The 17,000-nt window shown below is 68.6% G+C and carries 17 protein-coding genes; 1 reads left to right on the top strand and 16 read right to left on the bottom strand.

Features of this window, described 5'->3' with window-relative positions:
* Positions 1–25: 25 nt before the first annotated feature.
* From CLM74_RS09965 to hisS, 12 genes are all read right to left on the bottom strand, one after another.
* Positions 26–1,615, bottom strand: coding sequence for a calcineurin-like phosphoesterase family protein (locus tag CLM74_RS09965; RefSeq protein WP_105163969.1), 1,590 nt, complete (start codon positions 1,613–1,615; stop codon positions 26–28).
* Positions 1,616–1,774: 159 nt separating this feature from the next.
* A complete protein-coding gene (hisIE, locus tag CLM74_RS09960; RefSeq protein ID WP_025874822.1) occupies positions 1,775–2,395 on the bottom strand; it encodes a bifunctional phosphoribosyl-AMP cyclohydrolase/phosphoribosyl-ATP diphosphatase HisIE in 621 nt (206 codons plus the stop codon).
* On the bottom strand, positions 2,385–3,161 hold the full coding sequence (gene hisF, locus CLM74_RS09955) for an imidazole glycerol phosphate synthase subunit HisF (protein ID WP_049464459.1): 777 nt from the start codon (positions 3,159–3,161) through the stop codon (positions 2,385–2,387). Before hisF ends, hisIE begins: the two co-directional genes overlap by 11 nt.
* Positions 3,155–3,889 carry a 1-(5-phosphoribosyl)-5-[(5-phosphoribosylamino)methylideneamino]imidazole-4-carboxamide isomerase gene (gene hisA / locus CLM74_RS09950; protein ID WP_025874827.1) on the bottom strand — a complete coding sequence of 245 codons (735 nt, stop codon included), beginning with the start codon at positions 3,887–3,889 and terminating at the stop codon, positions 3,155–3,157. The genes hisF and hisA overlap by 7 nt, the downstream gene beginning before the upstream one ends.
* Positions 3,886–4,488 carry an imidazole glycerol phosphate synthase subunit HisH gene (gene hisH / locus CLM74_RS09945; protein WP_105163968.1) on the bottom strand — a complete coding sequence of 201 codons (603 nt, stop codon included), beginning with the start codon at positions 4,486–4,488 and terminating at the stop codon, positions 3,886–3,888. Before hisH ends, hisA begins: the two co-directional genes overlap by 4 nt.
* Positions 4,485–5,558 (bottom strand): bifunctional histidinol-phosphatase/imidazoleglycerol-phosphate dehydratase HisB, encoded by a 1,074-nt coding sequence (hisB, locus tag CLM74_RS09940; RefSeq protein WP_025874831.1) that lies wholly within the window; start codon positions 5,556–5,558, stop codon positions 4,485–4,487. The genes hisH and hisB overlap by 4 nt, the downstream gene beginning before the upstream one ends.
* The gene (gene hisC, locus CLM74_RS09935) at positions 5,555–6,649 is read right to left on the bottom strand and encodes a histidinol-phosphate transaminase (protein ID WP_105163967.1); all 1,095 of its coding nucleotides are present in this window, start codon (positions 6,647–6,649) and stop codon (positions 5,555–5,557) included. Before hisC ends, hisB begins: the two co-directional genes overlap by 4 nt.
* Positions 6,646–7,941 carry a histidinol dehydrogenase gene (gene hisD / locus CLM74_RS09930; protein WP_105163966.1) on the bottom strand — a complete coding sequence of 432 codons (1,296 nt, stop codon included), beginning with the start codon at positions 7,939–7,941 and terminating at the stop codon, positions 6,646–6,648. Before hisD ends, hisC begins: the two co-directional genes overlap by 4 nt.
* Entirely contained in the window at positions 7,938–8,849 is a 912-nt protein-coding gene (gene hisG, locus CLM74_RS09925) for an ATP phosphoribosyltransferase (RefSeq protein ID WP_105163965.1), read from the bottom strand. Before hisG ends, hisD begins: the two co-directional genes overlap by 4 nt.
* Before the next feature lie 34 nt (positions 8,850–8,883).
* Entirely contained in the window at positions 8,884–9,192 is a 309-nt protein-coding gene (locus CLM74_RS09920) for a YerC/YecD family TrpR-related protein (RefSeq protein WP_025874839.1), read from the bottom strand.
* A 163-nt stretch (positions 9,193–9,355) separates the two neighbouring features.
* Complete coding sequence (locus CLM74_RS09915; protein ID WP_089240823.1) at positions 9,356–9,625, bottom strand: hypothetical protein; 270 nt, start codon at positions 9,623–9,625, stop codon at positions 9,356–9,358.
* 23 nt (positions 9,626–9,648) lie between these two features.
* Positions 9,649–11,046: a histidine--tRNA ligase gene (hisS, locus tag CLM74_RS09910; RefSeq protein ID WP_025874842.1), complete on the bottom strand. Its 1,398-nt coding sequence runs from the start codon at positions 11,044–11,046 to the stop codon at positions 9,649–9,651.
* A gap of 139 nt (positions 11,047–11,185) precedes the next feature.
* Here hisS and CLM74_RS09905 point away from each other — a divergent pair, with 139 nt between their 5' ends.
* The gene (locus tag CLM74_RS09905) at positions 11,186–11,938 is read left to right on the top strand and encodes a helix-turn-helix domain-containing protein (protein ID WP_105163964.1); all 753 of its coding nucleotides are present in this window, start codon (positions 11,186–11,188) and stop codon (positions 11,936–11,938) included.
* A gap of 101 nt (positions 11,939–12,039) precedes the next feature.
* On the opposite strand, the gene thrC is transcribed toward CLM74_RS09905, so the two are convergent.
* The 4 genes from thrC to CLM74_RS21655 form a co-directional block, all read right to left on the bottom strand.
* Positions 12,040–13,329, bottom strand: a complete 1,290-nt coding sequence (thrC, locus tag CLM74_RS09900) for a threonine synthase (protein WP_025874846.1) — start codon at positions 13,327–13,329, stop codon at positions 12,040–12,042.
* Between the two features lie 29 nt (positions 13,330–13,358).
* The gene (locus CLM74_RS09895) at positions 13,359–14,273 is read right to left on the bottom strand and encodes a homoserine kinase (protein ID WP_025874848.1); all 915 of its coding nucleotides are present in this window, start codon (positions 14,271–14,273) and stop codon (positions 13,359–13,361) included.
* Positions 14,270–16,774, bottom strand: coding sequence for a bifunctional aspartate kinase/homoserine dehydrogenase I (gene thrA, locus CLM74_RS09890; protein ID WP_099783809.1), 2,505 nt, complete (start codon positions 16,772–16,774; stop codon positions 14,270–14,272). Before thrA ends, CLM74_RS09895 begins: the two co-directional genes overlap by 4 nt.
* Positions 16,775–16,859: 85 nt before the next feature.
* Positions 16,860–16,997 (bottom strand): hypothetical protein, encoded by a 138-nt coding sequence (locus CLM74_RS21655; protein ID WP_164745120.1) that lies wholly within the window; start codon positions 16,995–16,997, stop codon positions 16,860–16,862.
* Between the last annotated feature and the right edge of the window lie 3 nt (positions 16,998–17,000).

Here is a 17,000-nt window from a genome sequence, read left to right as displayed (position 1 = left end):
CTGGTGATGGAAGCCCGGCCCGCGCTCAGGGCTGCGCGGTCTGCAGGCTGTAGCTGGTGCTGGCGGTGAACACCGCACCATCGGGCTGGGTGGAGCGCACCTCGACCTTGTGGCTGCCCACGGCCAGGTCGGTCGGCAACGCGCCACGCCACAGGTGCGGCGAGGCGGTGGCTTCCGGCGAACGGTCGTAGCCGCGCAGCGTGGAAGCCAGGTCGTCGGCCACGTTCTCCACCAGCAGGCGCGGATCAGGCTGGCTGACCTGCTTCATCGGCTGCCAGGCGCCGCCATCGACGCGGTACTCGACCACGCTGGCGTCCTCGCCCATGTACACGTTGGCATAGATGCCCCACGCCGGGTACGCGCCCTTGCGCAGCACCTTCGGTGCATGCAGGCCGATCTGCTCGCTGGCGGCCGCACCGGCCACCCGGTACTGCAGGCGATAGCTGCCGTTGCCGGCCACGTCCAGCAACGCATAGCCCTTCGGCGTGCCGTCGCTCATGGTGCTGTCCGGTACGCCGGCGGCATTCTTCACGCCCGACCAGAACGCACCGCAGTTGGCACCGACGTTGTACTCGTGCAGCGGCCTGGCGCCCTGCCAGCCGTCGGCTTTACCGTGATAGACGTGCTGCTGGGTGTGGCTGTGGCCACTGAGCACCAGCACGTTGCGGAAGTCCTTCAGCAGGTCGAACAGGCGCTGGCGGTCGGCATGGCGGAAGGTCTCGCGCCCCGGTGCCGCATCGAACAGCGGGATGTGCATGCCCAGCACCAGCAGACGGTCCTTGTGCAGGCCCTTCAGGTAGGCAGCGAGGAAAGCGAACTGATCCTCGCGCAGGCCACCCACATACCTGGGCTTGGCGTTGGGGTCGTACACCACGTCGTCGAGGAACACGAAACTGGCGCCCCCCTCTTCCACTGCATAGGTATCGGGGCCGTAGATGTTGCGCCAGCTGTCCAGCGAATGCGCATCATTGGCCGCGTCGACATCCAGGTCGTGGTTGCCGGGTACGTGGAACCACGGCACGCCGAGTTCGGTGGTGACCTTGTTGATCGCCGGGTACAGGGTCAGGTCGTCGTTGACGATGTCACCCAGCGTGGTGCCCAGGCGGGCCTTGGTCTGGCCCACCAGCGGCGCCACGATGGACTGCCGGTAGTAGCCGATGTCCTGCAGGCTGGCGGTCTGCGAGTCGGTGAACACCAGCATCTGGAAACCACGGCGGCTGTCATGCCGGTCGTTCTGCAGGGCGAAGTCCCAGTTGCGGGCAACGTCACTGGTCGCGGCGATGCCACCGTACTTCAGCGCCGGCGAACCCTTGGGCCGGTAGTGCCGCCAGAACGACGGCAGGCCGTCGGCGGCCTTCGGGAAGGAATACGCATCGGGCTTGATCACGAAGACCGTCTGCCCGTCACGCACCGGCAGGCTGTAGCTGCCGTCCGCGGCGGTCTTGACGATGGTTTCGCCGTTGGACACCTGCACGCCGGCCAGGCCAGGATCGGTCGCACCGCGGCCCGGCTTGCCGTCACGCTCCAGATAGACCTTGCCGCTGACCACGGTATCGGCGGCCCACGCCGGCGAGGTCAGCAACAGGCAGCACAGCCAGGCGGCAGGCAGTTTCATGGGGGCGGTCCGGGAAAAAGAGACCGCCTATTGTAGATTCCGGCGATGACATCGCGCACGCGATTGCCGCTTTTCCTGTCGTGCCGGCCGCTGGCCGGCATTCCACCAGGCGTCCCTTGATCATCGGGTTGCCGGCCAACGGCCGGCGCTACCGCACCTCTAACGATGGCGCTTTTCCAGCACGTCGCGGGCATCTTCCAGCGACAGCCCGCGCGCGCGCAGCAGCACCAGCAGGTGGTACAGCAGGTCCGACGCCTCGCCCAGCAAGGCCTCATCGTCCTGCGCCACCGCGGCCAGCGCCGTCTCCACGCCTTCCTCGCCCACCTTCTGCGCGATGCGGCGGATGCCGCCTTCGAACAGGGACGTCGTATAGCTGCCGGAGGGGCGCAGCGCCTCACGCACGGCGACCAGCTGGTCCAGGCCACCGAGGAAGTCCTTCGGTGCGCCGTCGAAGCAGCTTTCCGCACCGGTGTGGCAGGTCGGGCCTGCCGGGCGCGCCAGCACCAGCAGCGTATCGGCATCGCAATCGACGCTGATCGACTGCACCGCCAGCACATTGCCGGACTGCTCGCCCTTGGTCCAAAGACGCTGCTTGCTGCGGCTGAAGAAGGTCATGTGGCCGATGGCCAGCGTCGCTGCCAGCGACTCGGCGCTGACGTAACCCAGCATCAGCACCTGCAGGGTGTCGGCGTCCTGCACAACGGCCGGCAGCAGCCCATCGCCCTTGTCCCAGTCCAGCGTTTCCAGCGCCTGCGGCGACGGCCGCACATCAATAGACATCCCGCACCTCGATCTGCTGCTCGCGCAGGTAGCGCTTCAAGTCGGCAATGGCGATGGCGCCACTGTGGAATACGCTGGCCGCCAGCGCACCGTCAACGTCGGCCTGGTCAAAGGCCTGGGCGAAGTGCTCCATCGTACCCGCACCGCCCGATGCGATGAGGGGCACCTGGCACAGCGCACGTGCCTGGCGCAGCTGCTCGACGTCATAGCCGCGGCGTACGCCATCGCTGTCCATGCAGTTCAGCACGATCTCGCCGGCACCCCGGCGCTGCGCCTCGACGATCCAGTCCAGCGTGCGCAGCGGTACTGCCTGGGTTTTGTCCGGGTCGCCGCTGAAACGGCGCACGCGCCACTGGCCGTCGTCCTCGCGTACCGAGTCGACACCGACCACCACGCACTGCACGCCGAATTCTTCGGCCAGTTCGGTGATCAGTTCCGGGCGGCCCAGCGCGGGTGAGTTGATCGAGATCTTGTCCGCACCGGCGAACAGCACGCGACGCGCGGTCTCTACGCTGTCGATGCCGCCGGCCACGCAGAACGGGATATCGATCAGGCGCGCGATGCGCTCGATCCAGGCCACGTCCACCGACCGTGCCTCCGGGCTGGCGCCGATGTCATAGAACACCAGCTCGTCGGCGCCCTGGTCGCGATAGCGCTGCGCCAGTTCGGCGATGTCCCCCATGTCGACGTGATCGCGGAAACGCACGCCCTTGACCACGCGGCCATCGCGCACGTCCAGGCACGGAATGATGCGGCGGCTCAGCATGCCAGCGCCTCCGCCAGGTCCATGCGCTGTTCCAGCAATGCCTTGCCGAGGATCGCGCCGCCACAACCGGCGGCCTGTGCCGCAGCCACGTCGGCCACATCACGGATACCGCCTGACGCCTGTACCGCCACGCCCGGCAGCAACGCTGCGAGGTGCTGGTACAGGCTGATGTTGGGCCCGGCGAGCATGCCATCGCGGGCGATGTCGGTGCACAACAGGTGACGCATTCCGGCCTGTGCATAGCGTTCGGCCAGCGCATCCAGGGTCACCCCCGCGTTCTCGGTCCAGCCATGCACCGGCAGCTGCCATTGCCCCTGCGCGTCCTGCCGTGCATCGAGGGCGATGGTCAGCCGCTCCGGGCCGAACTCGCCCAGCCAGCCGATCACCTGCGCCGGCTCGCGCACCGCCAGTGAGCCGATCACCACGCGGCTGGCGCCGGCATCGAGGATGCGTGCCACGTCGTCACGGCCACGCACGCCGCCACCGGTCTGCACCTGCAGCGGGGTCTGCGCACGGATCGCGACCAACAGCGGCGCCAACGTGTAGCCACCGGCACGTGCGGCATCCAGATCGACCAGGTGCATCCACTGTGCGCCCTGCGTGGCGAATGCCTGCGCACGCGGCAGCGGGTCGTCGCCATAGTGGGTTTCCTGCGCGTAGTCGCCCTGGCGCAGCCGCACGACGCGGCCATCGCGGATATCCAGTGCGGGGTAGACGATGAAACTCATGCAGCGGTGCCCTCGAGGAAATTGCGCAGCATCAGCGAACCGGTATCGCCGGACCGCTCGGGATGGAACTGGGCGCCGAAGTAGCGGCCCTGCTCGACCACGGCAGTGAACAGCCCGCCGTGATCACAGGCGGCGACGGTATGGCTGTTCAGCGGCGCGGCATAGCTGTGCACGAAGTACGCACTGGCGCGCTCGGGCACCCCCTGCAGCAGCAGCGACGGGCGCAGCGGCAGCAGCCGGTTCCAGCCCATGTGCGGAACGCGGATGCCACAGGCCGGCACCAGCTTGCGCACCACGCCGGGGATCAATCCCAGCGTATCCACGCCGGCCTCTTCGGAGCGGTCAAACAACAGCTGCATGCCCAGGCAGATGCCCATCAAGGGCACCTGCAGCTGGCGCAGCGGCTCGACCAGGCCCTGCGCATGCAGGCGCTGCATGCCGGGGCCGGCCGCGCCGACGCCGGGCAGGATCACCCGTTGCGCGCCTACCAGGCCTTCAGCATCTCGGACCAGCTTCACCGTCGCACCAAGCCGTTCCAATGCGTAGCGCACCGAACCCAGGTTGGCACCGCCGGCATCGATCAGCACGACCTCGCTCACAGCGCCCCCTTGGTGGTCGGCAAGGCGGTGCCCTGCCGCGCCAGTGCCGGCCGCAGTGCACGTGCCAGGGCCTTGAAGCAGGCTTCAACCTTGTGGTGGTCGTTGTCGCCACGCACCTGCAGGTTGAGGTTCAGCCCGCTGGCATCGCACAGCGAACGGAAGAAGTGCGGGACCAGCTCGGTCGGCATGTCGCCCACGCGCTCGCGCTTGAACTCGCCTTCGAACACGAAATACGGGCGGCCACTGAAATCCAGCGCAGCGCTGGCCAGGGTTTCATCCATCGGCAGGGTGAAGCCGTAACGGCCGATGCCGCGCTTGTCGCCCAGCGCCTCGCGCAGGGCCTGGCCCAGCGCAAGGCCGGTGTCTTCGATGGTGTGGTGTTCGTCGATGTGCAGATCGCCCTCGGCGCGGATGTCCAGGGCGAAACCGCCGTGCTTGCCGATCTGCTCCAGCATGTGGTCGAAGAACGGCAGGCCGGTGTGGATGTGCGCATCGCCGGCACGATCCAGATCCAGCTCGACGCGGATCTTCGTCTCCTTGGTATTGCGCTGGACCACTGCCGTGCGTGGTGCATCGGCCAGTGCGTGGGCGATGCCGGGCCAGTCCCACTCGCCGCCGAACTGTTCGGTGCGCAGCTGGAAACCACGGATGTTGAGGTTGTCGGCGAACTGCAGGTCGGTGATGCGGTCGCCCACCATGCCCGAGCGCGCCCAGTCGATGCTGCGGTCCTGCAGGTAGGCCGTCATCAGGCCGATGCCCGGCTTGCGCGTCGGCGCGTTGTCGTGCGGCCAGCTGCAGTCGACCAGCACGTCACGGAAAACGATGCCCTGGCTTTCGAAGATCTGCAGCATCAGGTCATTCGGGCCATCGAAGCTGGCGCGCGGGTAGCTCTCGCTGCCGAGGCCATCCTGGTTGGTGACGATCACGAACTGGTAGCCGGCATCGCGCAGCTTCAGCAGCGCCGGGATCACCTGCGGCACGAAGCGCAGCTTCTCGTAGGCGTCGATCTGGAAATCCGCCGGCTCCTCGATGAGGGTGCCGTCGCGGTCGATGAACAGGATCGGCGTCATGCCGCGGCCCTCCGTGCCGACAGGGCCGCAAGCACGCGGTCGTTCTCTTCGGGGCTGCCGATGCTGATACGCAGTGCATCGCCCAGCTGCGGTGCGGCGCGCTGGTCGCGCACCACCACGCCGGCAGCGAGCAGCGCGTCGAACGCCGCCTGCGCATCGGCAAAGCGGACCAGCAGGTAGTTGCCGGCCGATGCGTATACCCGGCCGATGCCAGGCAGGCCCTGCAGGCGGTGGTGCAGGCGCTCGCGCTCGGTGATGACCGTGGCTACCCGCTCAGCGGTGCGCGCAAGCGCGGCCGGCTGCAGCGCCTGCACGGCCAGCTCGGCGCACGGCGTCGGCACCGGGTACGGCGCCTGGCATCGGCGCAGCACGGCAATCAGTTCCGGCGCGGCGATCAAGGTGCCGATACGCGCGGCGGCCAGTGCGTGCGCCTTGGACAACGTGCGCAGCACCGCCAGGTTGGCGTGCGCGGCAAGCAGCGTGGTCGCCGAAGCGCGCTGCGCGTACTCGACATAGGCCTCGTCCACCACCACCAGCGCCTGCCCGCGCAGGGCAAGGGCCACGCGCTCGATCTCCGCCAGCGGGATATCGCTGCCGGCAGGATTGGACGGCGCGCACAGGAAAACGAGCTTGGCGCCCTGCCCCTTCGCAGCGGCAATAACCGCATCCAGGTCCGTGCGCAGGCCCTCACCATCGTCAATCAGCGGCACCTCGATCAACGGCGCACCCTGCAACCGCGCACAGACCGCGTACATGCCGAATACAGGCGGCGTCACCAGCACGCCATCGCGGCCGGGCACGCACAGGGCGCGCACCAGCAGATCGATCGCCTCGTCGCTGCCACGGCCTACCAGCAGCTGTTGCGGCTGCACGCCGTACAGCGACGCCAACGCATCACGCAGCGCAGCCGGCTGCGGTTCCGGGTAGCGGCGGCAGCCCCCCGTGGCGTCGGCCGGGTTGGCCCACGCCGATTCGTTCGCGTTCAGCCACACCTCGCCCTGCACAGCGCTGCTGCGCGCCGAACTGTAGCCGGCAAAGGCCTGCAGGTCCGGCCGTACCAGCGCCAGCACGCCGTCGATGTCCGCGCTCATGCGGCCACCTCCATGCGCAGTGCCACCGCACGTTCGTGTGCATCCAGTCCTTCGGCGCTGGCGATGATGCGCGCGCAGCCACCGATCGCGGCCAGGCCAGCGGCGGTCGCGCTCTGTACGCTGATCAGGTTCTGGAAGCTGGCCACGCTGACGCCACTGTAGGCGCGTGCGGCACCGGCGGTGGGCAGCACGTGGTTGGTGCCGCTGCAGTAGTCACCCAGTGCTTCCGGCGTGTAGTCGCCGAGGAACACCGAACCGGCCGCCTGCACCTTGTCCAGCCACGCGCGCGGTTCGCGCAGGGCCAGGATCAGGTGTTCGGGGGCGTAGCGGTTGCTGATCGCAAACGCATCGGCCAGCGACTCCACCTGGATCAACTGCGATGCCGACAGGGCCTGGCGGGCGATGTCCTGCCGCGGCAGCAGGGCCACCTGGCGTTCAACTTCGGCCTCGACGGCGGCCAGCATCGCCGCGTCATCGGTCAGCAGCAGCACCTGTGAATCCGGGCCGTGCTCGGCCTGCGACAGCAGGTCGGCGGCAACGAATGCAGGGTTGGCACCGGCATCGCCGATCACCAGCACTTCCGAGGGACCGGCCGGCATGTCGATGGCGGCGGCACCGTCCTGTGCCACCTGCTGCTTGGCTTCGGTGACGAAACTGTTTCCCGGCCCGAACAGCTTGTCGCTGGCCGGGATGCTTTCGGTGCCATAGGCCATCGCCGCGATCGCCTGCGCACCACCCAGCTTGAACACGCGTTGCACACCGGTCAGGCGCGCGGCCACCAGCACCGCAGGATCGGCCGTACCGTCGGCACGCGGCGGGGTGCACAGCACCACCTGTGGGCAAGCGGCCAACTGCGCCGGCACGCCCAGCATCAGCGCGGTGGACGGCAGTGGCGCACTACCGGCCGGCACGTACAGCCCAACCCGGCCGATCGGCCGCAGCATGCGCTCGCAGACCACACCCGGCGCGGTTTCCACCGTATAGCCCTGGCCCATGCCGGCCGCGTGGAAGCGGGTGATGCGTTCGGCCGCTTCCACCATGGCCTGGCGCAGCTCGGCCGGCACCACGGCATCGGCAGCTGCGAACTCGGCTGCGGAAACTTCGAAATCCTGCAGATCCACGCCATCGAAGCGCGCCGTGATCGCGCGCAGCGCGGCGTCGCCCTGCGTGCGCACCTGCGCGATCAGCGCGGCCACCGCATCACGGGTCTGCTGCGCCACGGTCTGCACCGGGCGGGTCAGCGCCGCGCTGCGTGCGGCCTCGTCAAGTTGCGACCAGATCAGACGATTCATGCCAGCGACCGCTCCACGCTCAGTACCATCAGGCCCTGGGCGCCGGCGCGCTCCAGTTCTTCCATGCGCTGCCAGGTCAATGGACCGGGGCACATGGTCTGCAGGCGCAATGCACCGCCATCGGCAGGCAAACGCACCAACGGTTCGGCATCGGCCAGCAGCTGCGACAACGCGTCGACGCGGTCCTCGCTGGCGCGGAACATCAGCAGCTTGCGGTCCTGCCGCTGCACCACACCGTCCAGGCGGCGCAGCAGCATGCTACGCAGCGCGCCGCGCGCATCATCGGGAACGCGTACCGCACCGGCCAGCACGGCTTCGCTGTCGAGCAGGTTGTGCACCGGGGTGAGCTGGTTGGCACGCAGCGTGGCGCCGCTGGAGACCAGGTCGCAGATCAGGTCGGCGGTGCCCAGGCGCGGCGCGATCTCCACCGAGCCGGACAGTTCCACCACCTGTGCATCCACGCCCTGCGCGGCCAGCCACTGCTTGAGGATGGCCGGGTAGCTGGTGGCGATGCGGGTACCGGCCAGTTGTACCGGCCCCTGCCATTGCCAGTCTTCCGGCACCGCCAGCATCAAGCGGCACTGGCCAAAGCCCAGCCCCCGCAATGCCTGGTAGGCATCGGCCAGGCCGATCTGGCGACGCGCGGCCGCCTGTTCGTCCAATTCGTTGCGGCCGACGATGCCCAGGTCGCAGACGCCATCGGCGATCAGGCCGGGAATGTCGTCGTCGCGCACCAGCAGCAGGTCCACCGGCAGCGATTCGCCGTAGCAGAACAACTTGTCGCGGCTCTCGCGCCAGCTCAGGCCACAGGCACTGAGCAGGTTGCGGGCGGGCTCGGCCAGCCGGCCACTCTTCTGGATGGCGATACGCAGCCGGTCTCGCGCCGGCGCTGCCTGGGTTGCACTCATGGGGGAGGTCTCGAAGTCTGGAACGGGGCGCGGATCAGCGCGAAGCAAGGCGGTCGACAGCGGCGGCATAGCCTCGATGGCCATGCTCGAGCGTGCGTGCCACCCGTCCGGTGGTGGTCACGCTGACGCCGGTGCGCTCGTGGATCTCGCGGTAGGGCACGCCCTGCTGCAGCAGCGGCACCACCTTCCAGCGGTCGGCCATGGCTTCCAGCTCGGCTGGCGTGCACAGGTCACGCAGGAAGGCGACCACCTGCTCCGGCTCGCGCAGCGCGGCAAAGGCCTGGGCCAGAGCGTCCAGATCGGCTTGCGGGTCTTTGGCGGCGATGTCGGGGCGGGCTTTCACGGGCGGGGCTCTTGCATCAATGTAATAGCGTGTTAGTACATTAACGCATTCTTGCACGCCACGTCAAAGCCCGGCCAGGTTCCGCCAGGCCCGTTCAGGCAGCGGAAACGAAAACGCCCACCGGGCGGTGGGCGTTCGGATGCGGCAATGGACAGGGCTTCGATCAGGGCAGGCAGCGGACCTCTGCCTGCAGCGCGCCGCGCCGCAGGCATTCACCGAACAGGCTGCCCTGCCGGCTGGGACGAGGCTGCAGGTTCTGCAGCGCTCCTGCCCGGCCCGGGCACGCCCGCTCGGCAAGGGCCTGCAGATCCTGCTCAAGCTGCGCTCGATCCATCACATGGCAGCGATCAGCCACCAGCTGGTAATACGCAGGGCCGATCCGGGTGCTGCGCAACGCCGGATCGCTCTGGCATGCCGCCAGCAGGAACAGCATCAGTGTTCCTGCAGCGGCACGCGTCACGGCATGACCCGCGACTGCTCCAGTTCCACCTGCAGGGTGCTGGCCAGTTCATCACGGGAGACTTCGAACTGCTGCTCGCGCAGCAGGTCCTTCACCGCCACCACGCCGCGCGCCAGCTCGTCTTCGCCAGCCAGCACCACGAAACGGATACCGGCCTTGGCCGCGTACTGGAACTGCTTGCCGATCTTCTTCGGCTCCATCTGCACTTCGGTGTTGATGCCACCGGCGCGCAGGCGGCGGGCGATGTCCAGCGACTGCGGCATGCCCTGCTCGTCCATCAGCGCCACCAGCGCCTGCACGCTGCTGGCCTCGATGCCCTCGATCAGGCCAGCTTCGCGCAGCTGCCAGAACAGGCGCGACAGGCCGATGGAAATGCCCACGCCCGGCAGCTTGGACTTGCTGTAGTGGCTGGCCAGGTCTTCATAACGGCCACCGGAACAGATCGACCCGATCTGCGGGTGGTCGGTCAGCGTGGTCTCGTACACCGTGCCGGTGTAGTAATCCAGGCCACGTGCAATGGAGAAGTTCAGGCAGTACGCGCTTTCCGGCACGCCCAGTGCCTGCACCAGCTGCAGTACTTCGCGCAGCTCGGCCACGCCGGCACGCAGGATCTCCGAGGAACCCGCACCGTCTTCCAGCGCTGCCAGCTGTGCCAGCGCATCGGCATGACCCTGCGAACGCACGGCGACGAAGGCCAGGATCTTCTCGACCTGTTCGGCCGGAATGCCGAAGCCCTCGCCCACCAGCGTCTCGCGCACGTAGTCGGGGCCACGCTTGTCCAGCTTGTCCACTTCGCGCAGCACTGCCAGCTGTCGTTCGCCCTCGGCCACGCCCAGGCTTTCGAAGAAGCCGCGCAGCAGCTTGCGGTTGTTCAACTGGATGCTGAAGTCACCGATGCGCAGTTCGGCAAATACCGCATGGATGACCGCCAGCACTTCGGCGTCGTAACGCACGCTCAGGCTGTCCTTGCCGATCACGTCGATGTCGCACTGGTAGAACTCGCGGAAGCGGCCGCGCTGGGCGCGCTCGCCGCGGTACACGCGCTGCATCTGGTAACGGCGGAACGGGAAGGTCAGCTCGTGCTCGTGTTCGGCCACGTAACGCGCCAGCGGCACGGTCAGGTCGAAGCGCAGCGCCATCTCCGGCAGCGAACGATCGCCGGATTCAGCAGCGTTGGCCAGCGCGCCGGTGGACTGCACGAAATACACCTGGCGCTCGGTTTCGCCGCCGGACTTGGTCAGCAGCACATCGGACAGCTCGAACACCGGCGTCTCCACCGGCAGGAACCCGAAGCGCTCGTAGTTGCGGCGGATGACGTCCAGCATGCGCTGGAACGCAATCTGCTCGCGCGGCAGCAGTTCAAGGGTGCCGGGCGGGGTACGGGGCTTGATCACGGGCGGAGCTCCTGCGGAATCGGGGACGTGGGAGGGGGCGACATTCTAGCGCCCCGCATCGCTCAGCCGCAGATAAGGGGTCCAACGGCCGCTTGAAGTATCATAAAGCCCTCCCCCGCCCGCGATACGCCCACGCAACATGTCCCGGCCTTCCGGCGCTCCGCCCGCCACCAACGACCCCGCCGCGCCGTCCTGCGCCACGCTGGACTGCCTGCACTGCTCGGTACGCCACCTGGCGGTGTGCTCTGCGCTGTCGCCCGATGAGGTGCAGGCGCTGGAACAGGTGACCGTGTCGCAGCAGCTGGCGATGGGCAGCACTCTCGCCCGCAGCGGCGAAGAGCGCCAGCATGTCTATACATTGACCGGTGGCGCGCTGCGGCTGGTGCGCACGCTTGCCGATGGCCGTCGCCAGATCAATGGCTTCGTGCTGCCTGGCGATTACCTGGGCCTGAGCGGCAGCGACCACCATCGCTACGACATCGAGGCCATCGCCGACAGCCGCGTGTGCCGCGTTGCCCTGCCGCAGATGAAGGGCCTGCGCGCCCGCTATCCGCACCTGGAGCGCAAGCTGCTGCAGCGCGCCTGCCAGGAGCTGGACGCCGCACAGGATGCCGCGCTGGCGCTGGCACGCCTGCAACCGGCGGAAAAACTCGCTGATTTCCTGCTTCGCCTGGCCGCGCGCGAGGCCAAGCTGGGCGGAGATGGCCTGCGCGCCTCCCTGCCGATGGGCCGCGGCGACATCGCCGATCATCTGGGCCTGACGATGGAGACGGTCAGCCGCACGTTCACCAAGCTGCGCCAGCAGGGGTTGATCGCCCTGCCCCATCTGAACGTGGTTGAGATCCTCGACGAGGATGGCCTGCGCACGCTGGCCGGTGACGTGCAGGGCTGAGCGCCCGATCAGTATCGGCTTGCCGGCCAGCGGCCGGCACTACCCGTGATGCGTGCTTCTGGTAGTGCCGGCCGTTGGCCGGCAACCACGCAGACCCTCCATCAACGCAACAACACCTCACGCAATGCCGCGTAGTCCGCCGCCAATGGCTCGGCATGTGCCGGACGCTGCAGCAATGCGTCCAAGGCCGGCGGCACCGCCACTGCTTCACCGATCAACGGTTCCACCACCGCCTCGAACTTGGCCGGGTGCGCGGTAGCAACCACCGCCCAGTCACCCTTGGCGCCACCGGCGCGCAGATCCTGCAGCACCTTCACCGCCGTGGCCGTGTGCGGGCAGAACAGTTCACCGTCGCTGGCATGGGCGCTGGCGATGGTCGCGCGGATGGTCACGTCATCCACCGCGAAGGCGCGGAACGCCGCCCGCAGCTCGGCATCGTCGCCCTGGTACAGCCAGCGCAGCCGCTCGAAGTTGCTGGGCGCGCCGACATCCATGGCGTTGGCCACGGTCGCAATGCTGGCCGCTGGCTGGTACGGATCGCCACTGAAATAGCGCGGCAGCACCGCGTTGGCGTTGGTGGCCAGCACGATCTGCCCGATCGGCACGCCCAGCGCGCGCGCCAGCACCCCCGCCATGGCGTTGCCAAGGTTGCCGGTCGGCACCACCAGGTTCAAGCGCCGCTGATGCTGCGCATGATGGCTCAGCGCTGCGTGCGCGTAATAGCTCATCTGCGGCAGCAGCCGGCCCAGGCTGATGCTGTTGGCGGAGCTCAGCGGCACCTGTGCCTGCAGATCGCGGTCGGCCAGCGCCTGCTTCACCATCGCCTGGCAATCATCGAACGAACCGGCCACCCGCAGCGCCTGGATGTTGTCGCCAAAGCAGCCGAGCTGGTGCGCCTGTCGCGGCGACACCCGCCCATCGGGATACAGCACCACCACGCGTACACCGGGCTGCCGATGGAAGGCCGCCGCTACGGCTGCACCGGTGTCACCGGAGGTGGCCACGACGATGGTCAGATCGCGGCCCTTGCCGGTCTGCAGCCGCGACAGCACACCGGCGAGGAAGCGCGCGCCGATATCCTTGAACGCCGCCGTCGGCCCGTGGAACAGCTCCAGCACATGGTCACCGCTGTTGCGCAGCGCGCGCAATGGCACGGGGAAATCGAAGGCCTCACGGCAGATCGATGGCAAGGCCTCGGCCAGCACATCGCCCGCGAAGAACGGCGCCAGCAGGTCAGCGGCGGTATCGGCCAGGCTCGTACCGGCCTGCAGCGCGCGCGGCGCCGGCAGCACCTCCGGTACGTACAGGCCACCATCGGGGGCGAGACCGGCAGCGATGGCCGCACTGAGTCCAACGGCCGGCGACTGGCCACGGGTCGAAACGAATTGCATGAGGTCGATATCCGGTAGGGGGGAAGAATTCAGCACAAGCAGGCTCCGGGTGCATCCAGCGGCGAGATCCAGGCATCACTGTCGAAGCCGGCAGCGGCAAACGCCGCACGCACCGGCTGCGCTGCCGCGCGCGCCCGGTCGGCATCTTCAAACCAGGCAAAGACGCTGGGCCCGGCGCCGGAAATGCCCGCGCCCATCGCGCCGGCGGCCAGTGCAGCATCGCGTGCCGCGTCGAAGCCCACGATCAGGCCCGCCCGCCGCGGTTCCACCAGCACATCGCGCAGGCCGGCGCGCACCAGCGAGGCATCGCTGCGATGGCAACCGCTCAACACCAGCGCCAGGTGGGCACTCTGCGCGACGAATTCGCCGAGCGCATAGCTGCCCTGCAGCGCCTGTCGTGCCCGCCGGGTCTCCAGCACCGCATGCGGATGCACCAGCAGGCTGTGCCAGCTGGCCGGTACCGGAATCGGCACCAGGCGATCAGCCGTGCACAGCGCCACACCGCCCAGCAGCAGCGGGCCGACGTTGTCACCATGGCGGCCACCGCTGGCCACGGCTTCGCCATCCAGTGCGAACGGATACAGCGCGTCGCGCGGCAGTGGCATGTCCAGCACTGCATTGGCTGCCACCAGCGCGGCCACGCAGGAGGCCGCCGAGCCGCCCATGCCGGAGCCGAACGGAATGCCCTTGTCGATCTCGATGGCGAAACCGAAGCCCAGCCCCAGCGCTGCACGCAGTGCGATCAGCGCGGCGCCGGCGGTATTGCCTGGTGCATCCAGCGGCAGTTCGACCGCACTGCCACGGATCGCATCGATGCGCACCAACGGTTCGTCGATGCGGCGCACGCTCACCGTATCGCCGATACCGGCGATGGCGTGGCCCAGGATGTCGAAGCCGACCGCCACGTTGGCCACCGATGCGGGTGCGAAAGCGCGTGCGATCACAGCCGCGCTCCTTCGCCGGCCGCCACCCGCAGCAGATCAGCGAACACGCCGGCAGCGGTGACTTCCGGGCCCGCGCCCGGGCCCTGCACCACCAGCGGGTTGTCGCAGTAGCGGCGGGTACGGAACTGCACCACGTTGTCGGTCAGCCGCAGGTTGGCGAACGCGTGGTCGGCCGGCAGCTCCTGCAGCCCGACCGACGCGCCATCCGGCCCCAGCCGCGCGACATAGCGCAGCACCGCACCGCGCTGGCGGGCATCGTGCAGCCGGGCCAGCAGCGCCTCATCGGAGGCACCCAGGCGGGCCATGAAATCGTCCACGCTTCCTTCGCGCAGCAACGCCGGCACCAGGCTCTCCACCTGCACCTGCTCCAGGCTGAGCGCGTGACCGGCCTCGCGGGCCAGGATCACCAGCTTGCGCGCAACATCCACACCGGACAGGTCGTCGCGCGGATCCGGCTCGGTGTAGCCCATCGAGCGCGCCTGCGCGACCAGTGCCGAGAACGGCTGGCTGCCGTCAAAACGATTGAACAGCCAGGCCAGCGTGCCGGAGAAGATGCCTTCGATCGCCAGCACTTCGTCTCCGGTATCCACCAGGTCACGCAGCGTGGTGATCACCGGCAGGCCGGCACCCACCGTGGCCTCGTAGCGGAAGCGCGCACCACTGGCCGCCGCCGCCGCGCGGATGCGCTGGTAGCGTGCCAGCGGACCGGCGCCAGCCTGCTTGTTCGGGGTCACCACATGGATGCCGGCGGCCAGCCAGCCTTCATAGCGCTCGGCAACCTCTGCACTGCCACTGCAGTCGATCACCACCGCGTGCGGCAGATGCGCGGCCAGCAGGTGCTCGGTGAAGTGGTCCAGATCGCTGGCCTGGCCGGCGTCCTGCAGCGCCTGGCGCCAGTCTTCATGCAGGCCATCGGCCTCCAGGCGCATGCGCGAGCGTGACGCAAGCGCGCGCAGGCGCAGATCGACATTGGCCTTGGCCAGCAACTGCGGGCGCGCCGCCAGCAGCTGGTCCAGCAGCGCAGCGCCAACATTGCCCGGACCGATCACCCCCACCGCGAACGTCTGCGGCGACAGCCAGAACCCGGCATGCGCGGCACGCAGCGCGCGGGTCGCGTCGGCGCTTGCCACCGCCACCGAGATGTTGCGTTCGGAGGACCCCTGCGCGATCGCAAGGATGTTCACCTGCGCCCGGCCCAGCGATTCGAACAGCCGTGCAGCCACACCCGGCTGGCCTGCCATGCCGTCGCCGACGGCGGCCAGCACGCTGACGCCCTCGCTGACCTGCACCCGCTGCACCTGGCCGGCAGCCAGTTCGTGCGAGAACGCCTGCACCACGGCATCGCGACCACGCGCCGCTTCGCCCGCACGGACAACGCAGCAGATGGAATGTTCGGAAGACCCCTGCGAAATCATCACTACCGAGACCTGTGCCTGGCGCAGCGCGGCGAACACCCGTTCGGCGGTACCCGGCACGCCGATCAGGCCGGTGCCTTCCAGGTTCAGCAGGGCCAGATCCGTGCTCAGCGTCAGCCCTTTCACCGGGCCACGTGGCGAGCGCTCGGCGCTGATCCGCGTACCCGGATGGCTGGGCTGGAAGGTATTGCGGATGAAGATCGGCAGGCCCAGCCGGATCGCCGGTGACATCGTCTGCGGATGCACCACTTTCGCCCCGAAATAGGCCAGCTCGCAGGCCTCGTCGTAGCTCAGCGCGTGCAGCTGCACGGCCTCCGGCACCAGCCGCGGGTCGGCCGACAGCACGCCGTCGACGTCGGTCCAGATATGCAGTTCATCGGCGGCGAACAGTGCGGCGAAGATCGCGCCGGAGTAGTCACTGCCGTTGCGGCCCAGCGTGGTGACGCGGTCCTGGCGGTCGCGAGCGACGAAACCGGTGGCGACCACGCGCGACTGCGGGTGCTGCAGCCGCCACGCGGCAAGGCGGCCGGCACTGGCATCCCAGTCGACATCCACGCCCAGTTCGCCGTGGCCGACCACCAGCACATCGCGTGCATCCAGCACCGCGCAGTCCTCGCCCAGCGCGCGCAGGTGGGTACCAAGCAACTGTGCGGAGAACACTTCGCCCAGGCCCTGCACGCGGTCGAGCACCTCGCGTGGCAGTTCGCCGATCACCGCCAGCGCGGCCAGCACCTCGGCCAACTGGTCGAAGCGTGCATCGATCCAGTCCACGGTATCGCCCACCTGCTCACCCAGCAGCGCTACCGCGGCACCCCGATGCCGCGCGCGCAGCGCATGCCACGCCTCCTGCCAGCCGGCATCGCCCTGGGCTGCCAGGTGCGCCAGTTCGATCAGCGCATCGGTAACCCCCTTCATGGCCGAGACCACGCTGACCTGCAACGACTCGGGGCGGGCCAGCAGCAGGCCGGCGACATGGCGATAGCGCTCGGCGTCGGCCACCGAGGTGCCGCCGAACTTGTGCACGACAGTGGACGGCGCGGCCAGTGCGGACACGGCAGGCGAATGGGCGGGGGCGATGGAAGACATGCAGACCTCGGTTGGAGGCCCCGTCGCATGCAGGTGGTCGAGTTTCCCCGTCACCTGGATGGTGCGGGGCCGTTGTTTTCGGGAGTTACACGAAGACGACGGGCCGCACCAGGGCAGTGGTGACGGTGGTGGTGGTAATGGTGGTGGTGATGGCGACCGGCGCAGTCGAACGGCCCGCGGTAGCGGGGGCGATCAGGCGGGCGTTGGCGGCATCAAGGACCATGGC

It is taken from the genome of Stenotrophomonas sp. MYb57 (assembly GCF_002966815.1).
Taxonomy (GTDB): Bacteria; Pseudomonadota; Gammaproteobacteria; order Xanthomonadales; family Xanthomonadaceae; genus Stenotrophomonas; species Stenotrophomonas indicatrix.
This window is presented reverse-complemented; position numbering and strand designations above follow the sequence as displayed.

Excerpts from the sequence above, each read along its gene's own strand:
- hisB (WP_025874831.1), bottom strand. The coding sequence starts at position 5,558 with ATGACGCCGATCCTGTTCATCGACCGCGACGGCACCCTCATCGAGGAG.
- hisF (WP_049464459.1), bottom strand. The coding sequence starts at position 3,161 with ATGCTGAGCCGCCGCATCATTCCGTGCCTGGACGTGCGCGATGGCCGC.
- hisIE (WP_025874822.1), bottom strand. The coding sequence starts at position 2,395 with ATGTCTATTGATGTGCGGCCGTCGCCGCAGGCGCTGGAAACGCTGGAC.
- CLM74_RS21655 (WP_164745120.1), bottom strand. The coding sequence starts at position 16,997 with ATGGTCCTTGATGCCGCCAACGCCCGCCTGATCGCCCCCGCTACCGCG.
- thrA (WP_099783809.1), bottom strand. The coding sequence starts at position 16,774 with ATGTCTTCCATCGCCCCCGCCCATTCGCCTGCCGTGTCCGCACTGGCC.
- CLM74_RS09965 (WP_105163969.1), bottom strand. The coding sequence starts at position 1,615 with ATGAAACTGCCTGCCGCCTGGCTGTGCTGCCTGTTGCTGACCTCGCCG.
- CLM74_RS09915 (WP_089240823.1), bottom strand. The coding sequence starts at position 9,625 with ATGCTGTTCCTGCTGGCGGCATGCCAGAGCGATCCGGCGTTGCGCAGC.
- CLM74_RS09905 (WP_105163964.1), top strand. The coding sequence starts at position 11,186 with ATGTCCCGGCCTTCCGGCGCTCCGCCCGCCACCAACGACCCCGCCGCG.
- thrC (WP_025874846.1), bottom strand. The coding sequence starts at position 13,329 with ATGCAATTCGTTTCGACCCGTGGCCAGTCGCCGGCCGTTGGACTCAGT.
- hisG (WP_105163965.1), bottom strand. The coding sequence starts at position 8,849 with ATGAGTGCAACCCAGGCAGCGCCGGCGCGAGACCGGCTGCGTATCGCC.
- hisA (WP_025874827.1), bottom strand. The coding sequence starts at position 3,889 with ATGAGTTTCATCGTCTACCCCGCACTGGATATCCGCGATGGCCGCGTC.
- hisD (WP_105163966.1), bottom strand. The coding sequence starts at position 7,941 with ATGAATCGTCTGATCTGGTCGCAACTTGACGAGGCCGCACGCAGCGCG.
- hisC (WP_105163967.1), bottom strand. The coding sequence starts at position 6,649 with ATGAGCGCGGACATCGACGGCGTGCTGGCGCTGGTACGGCCGGACCTG.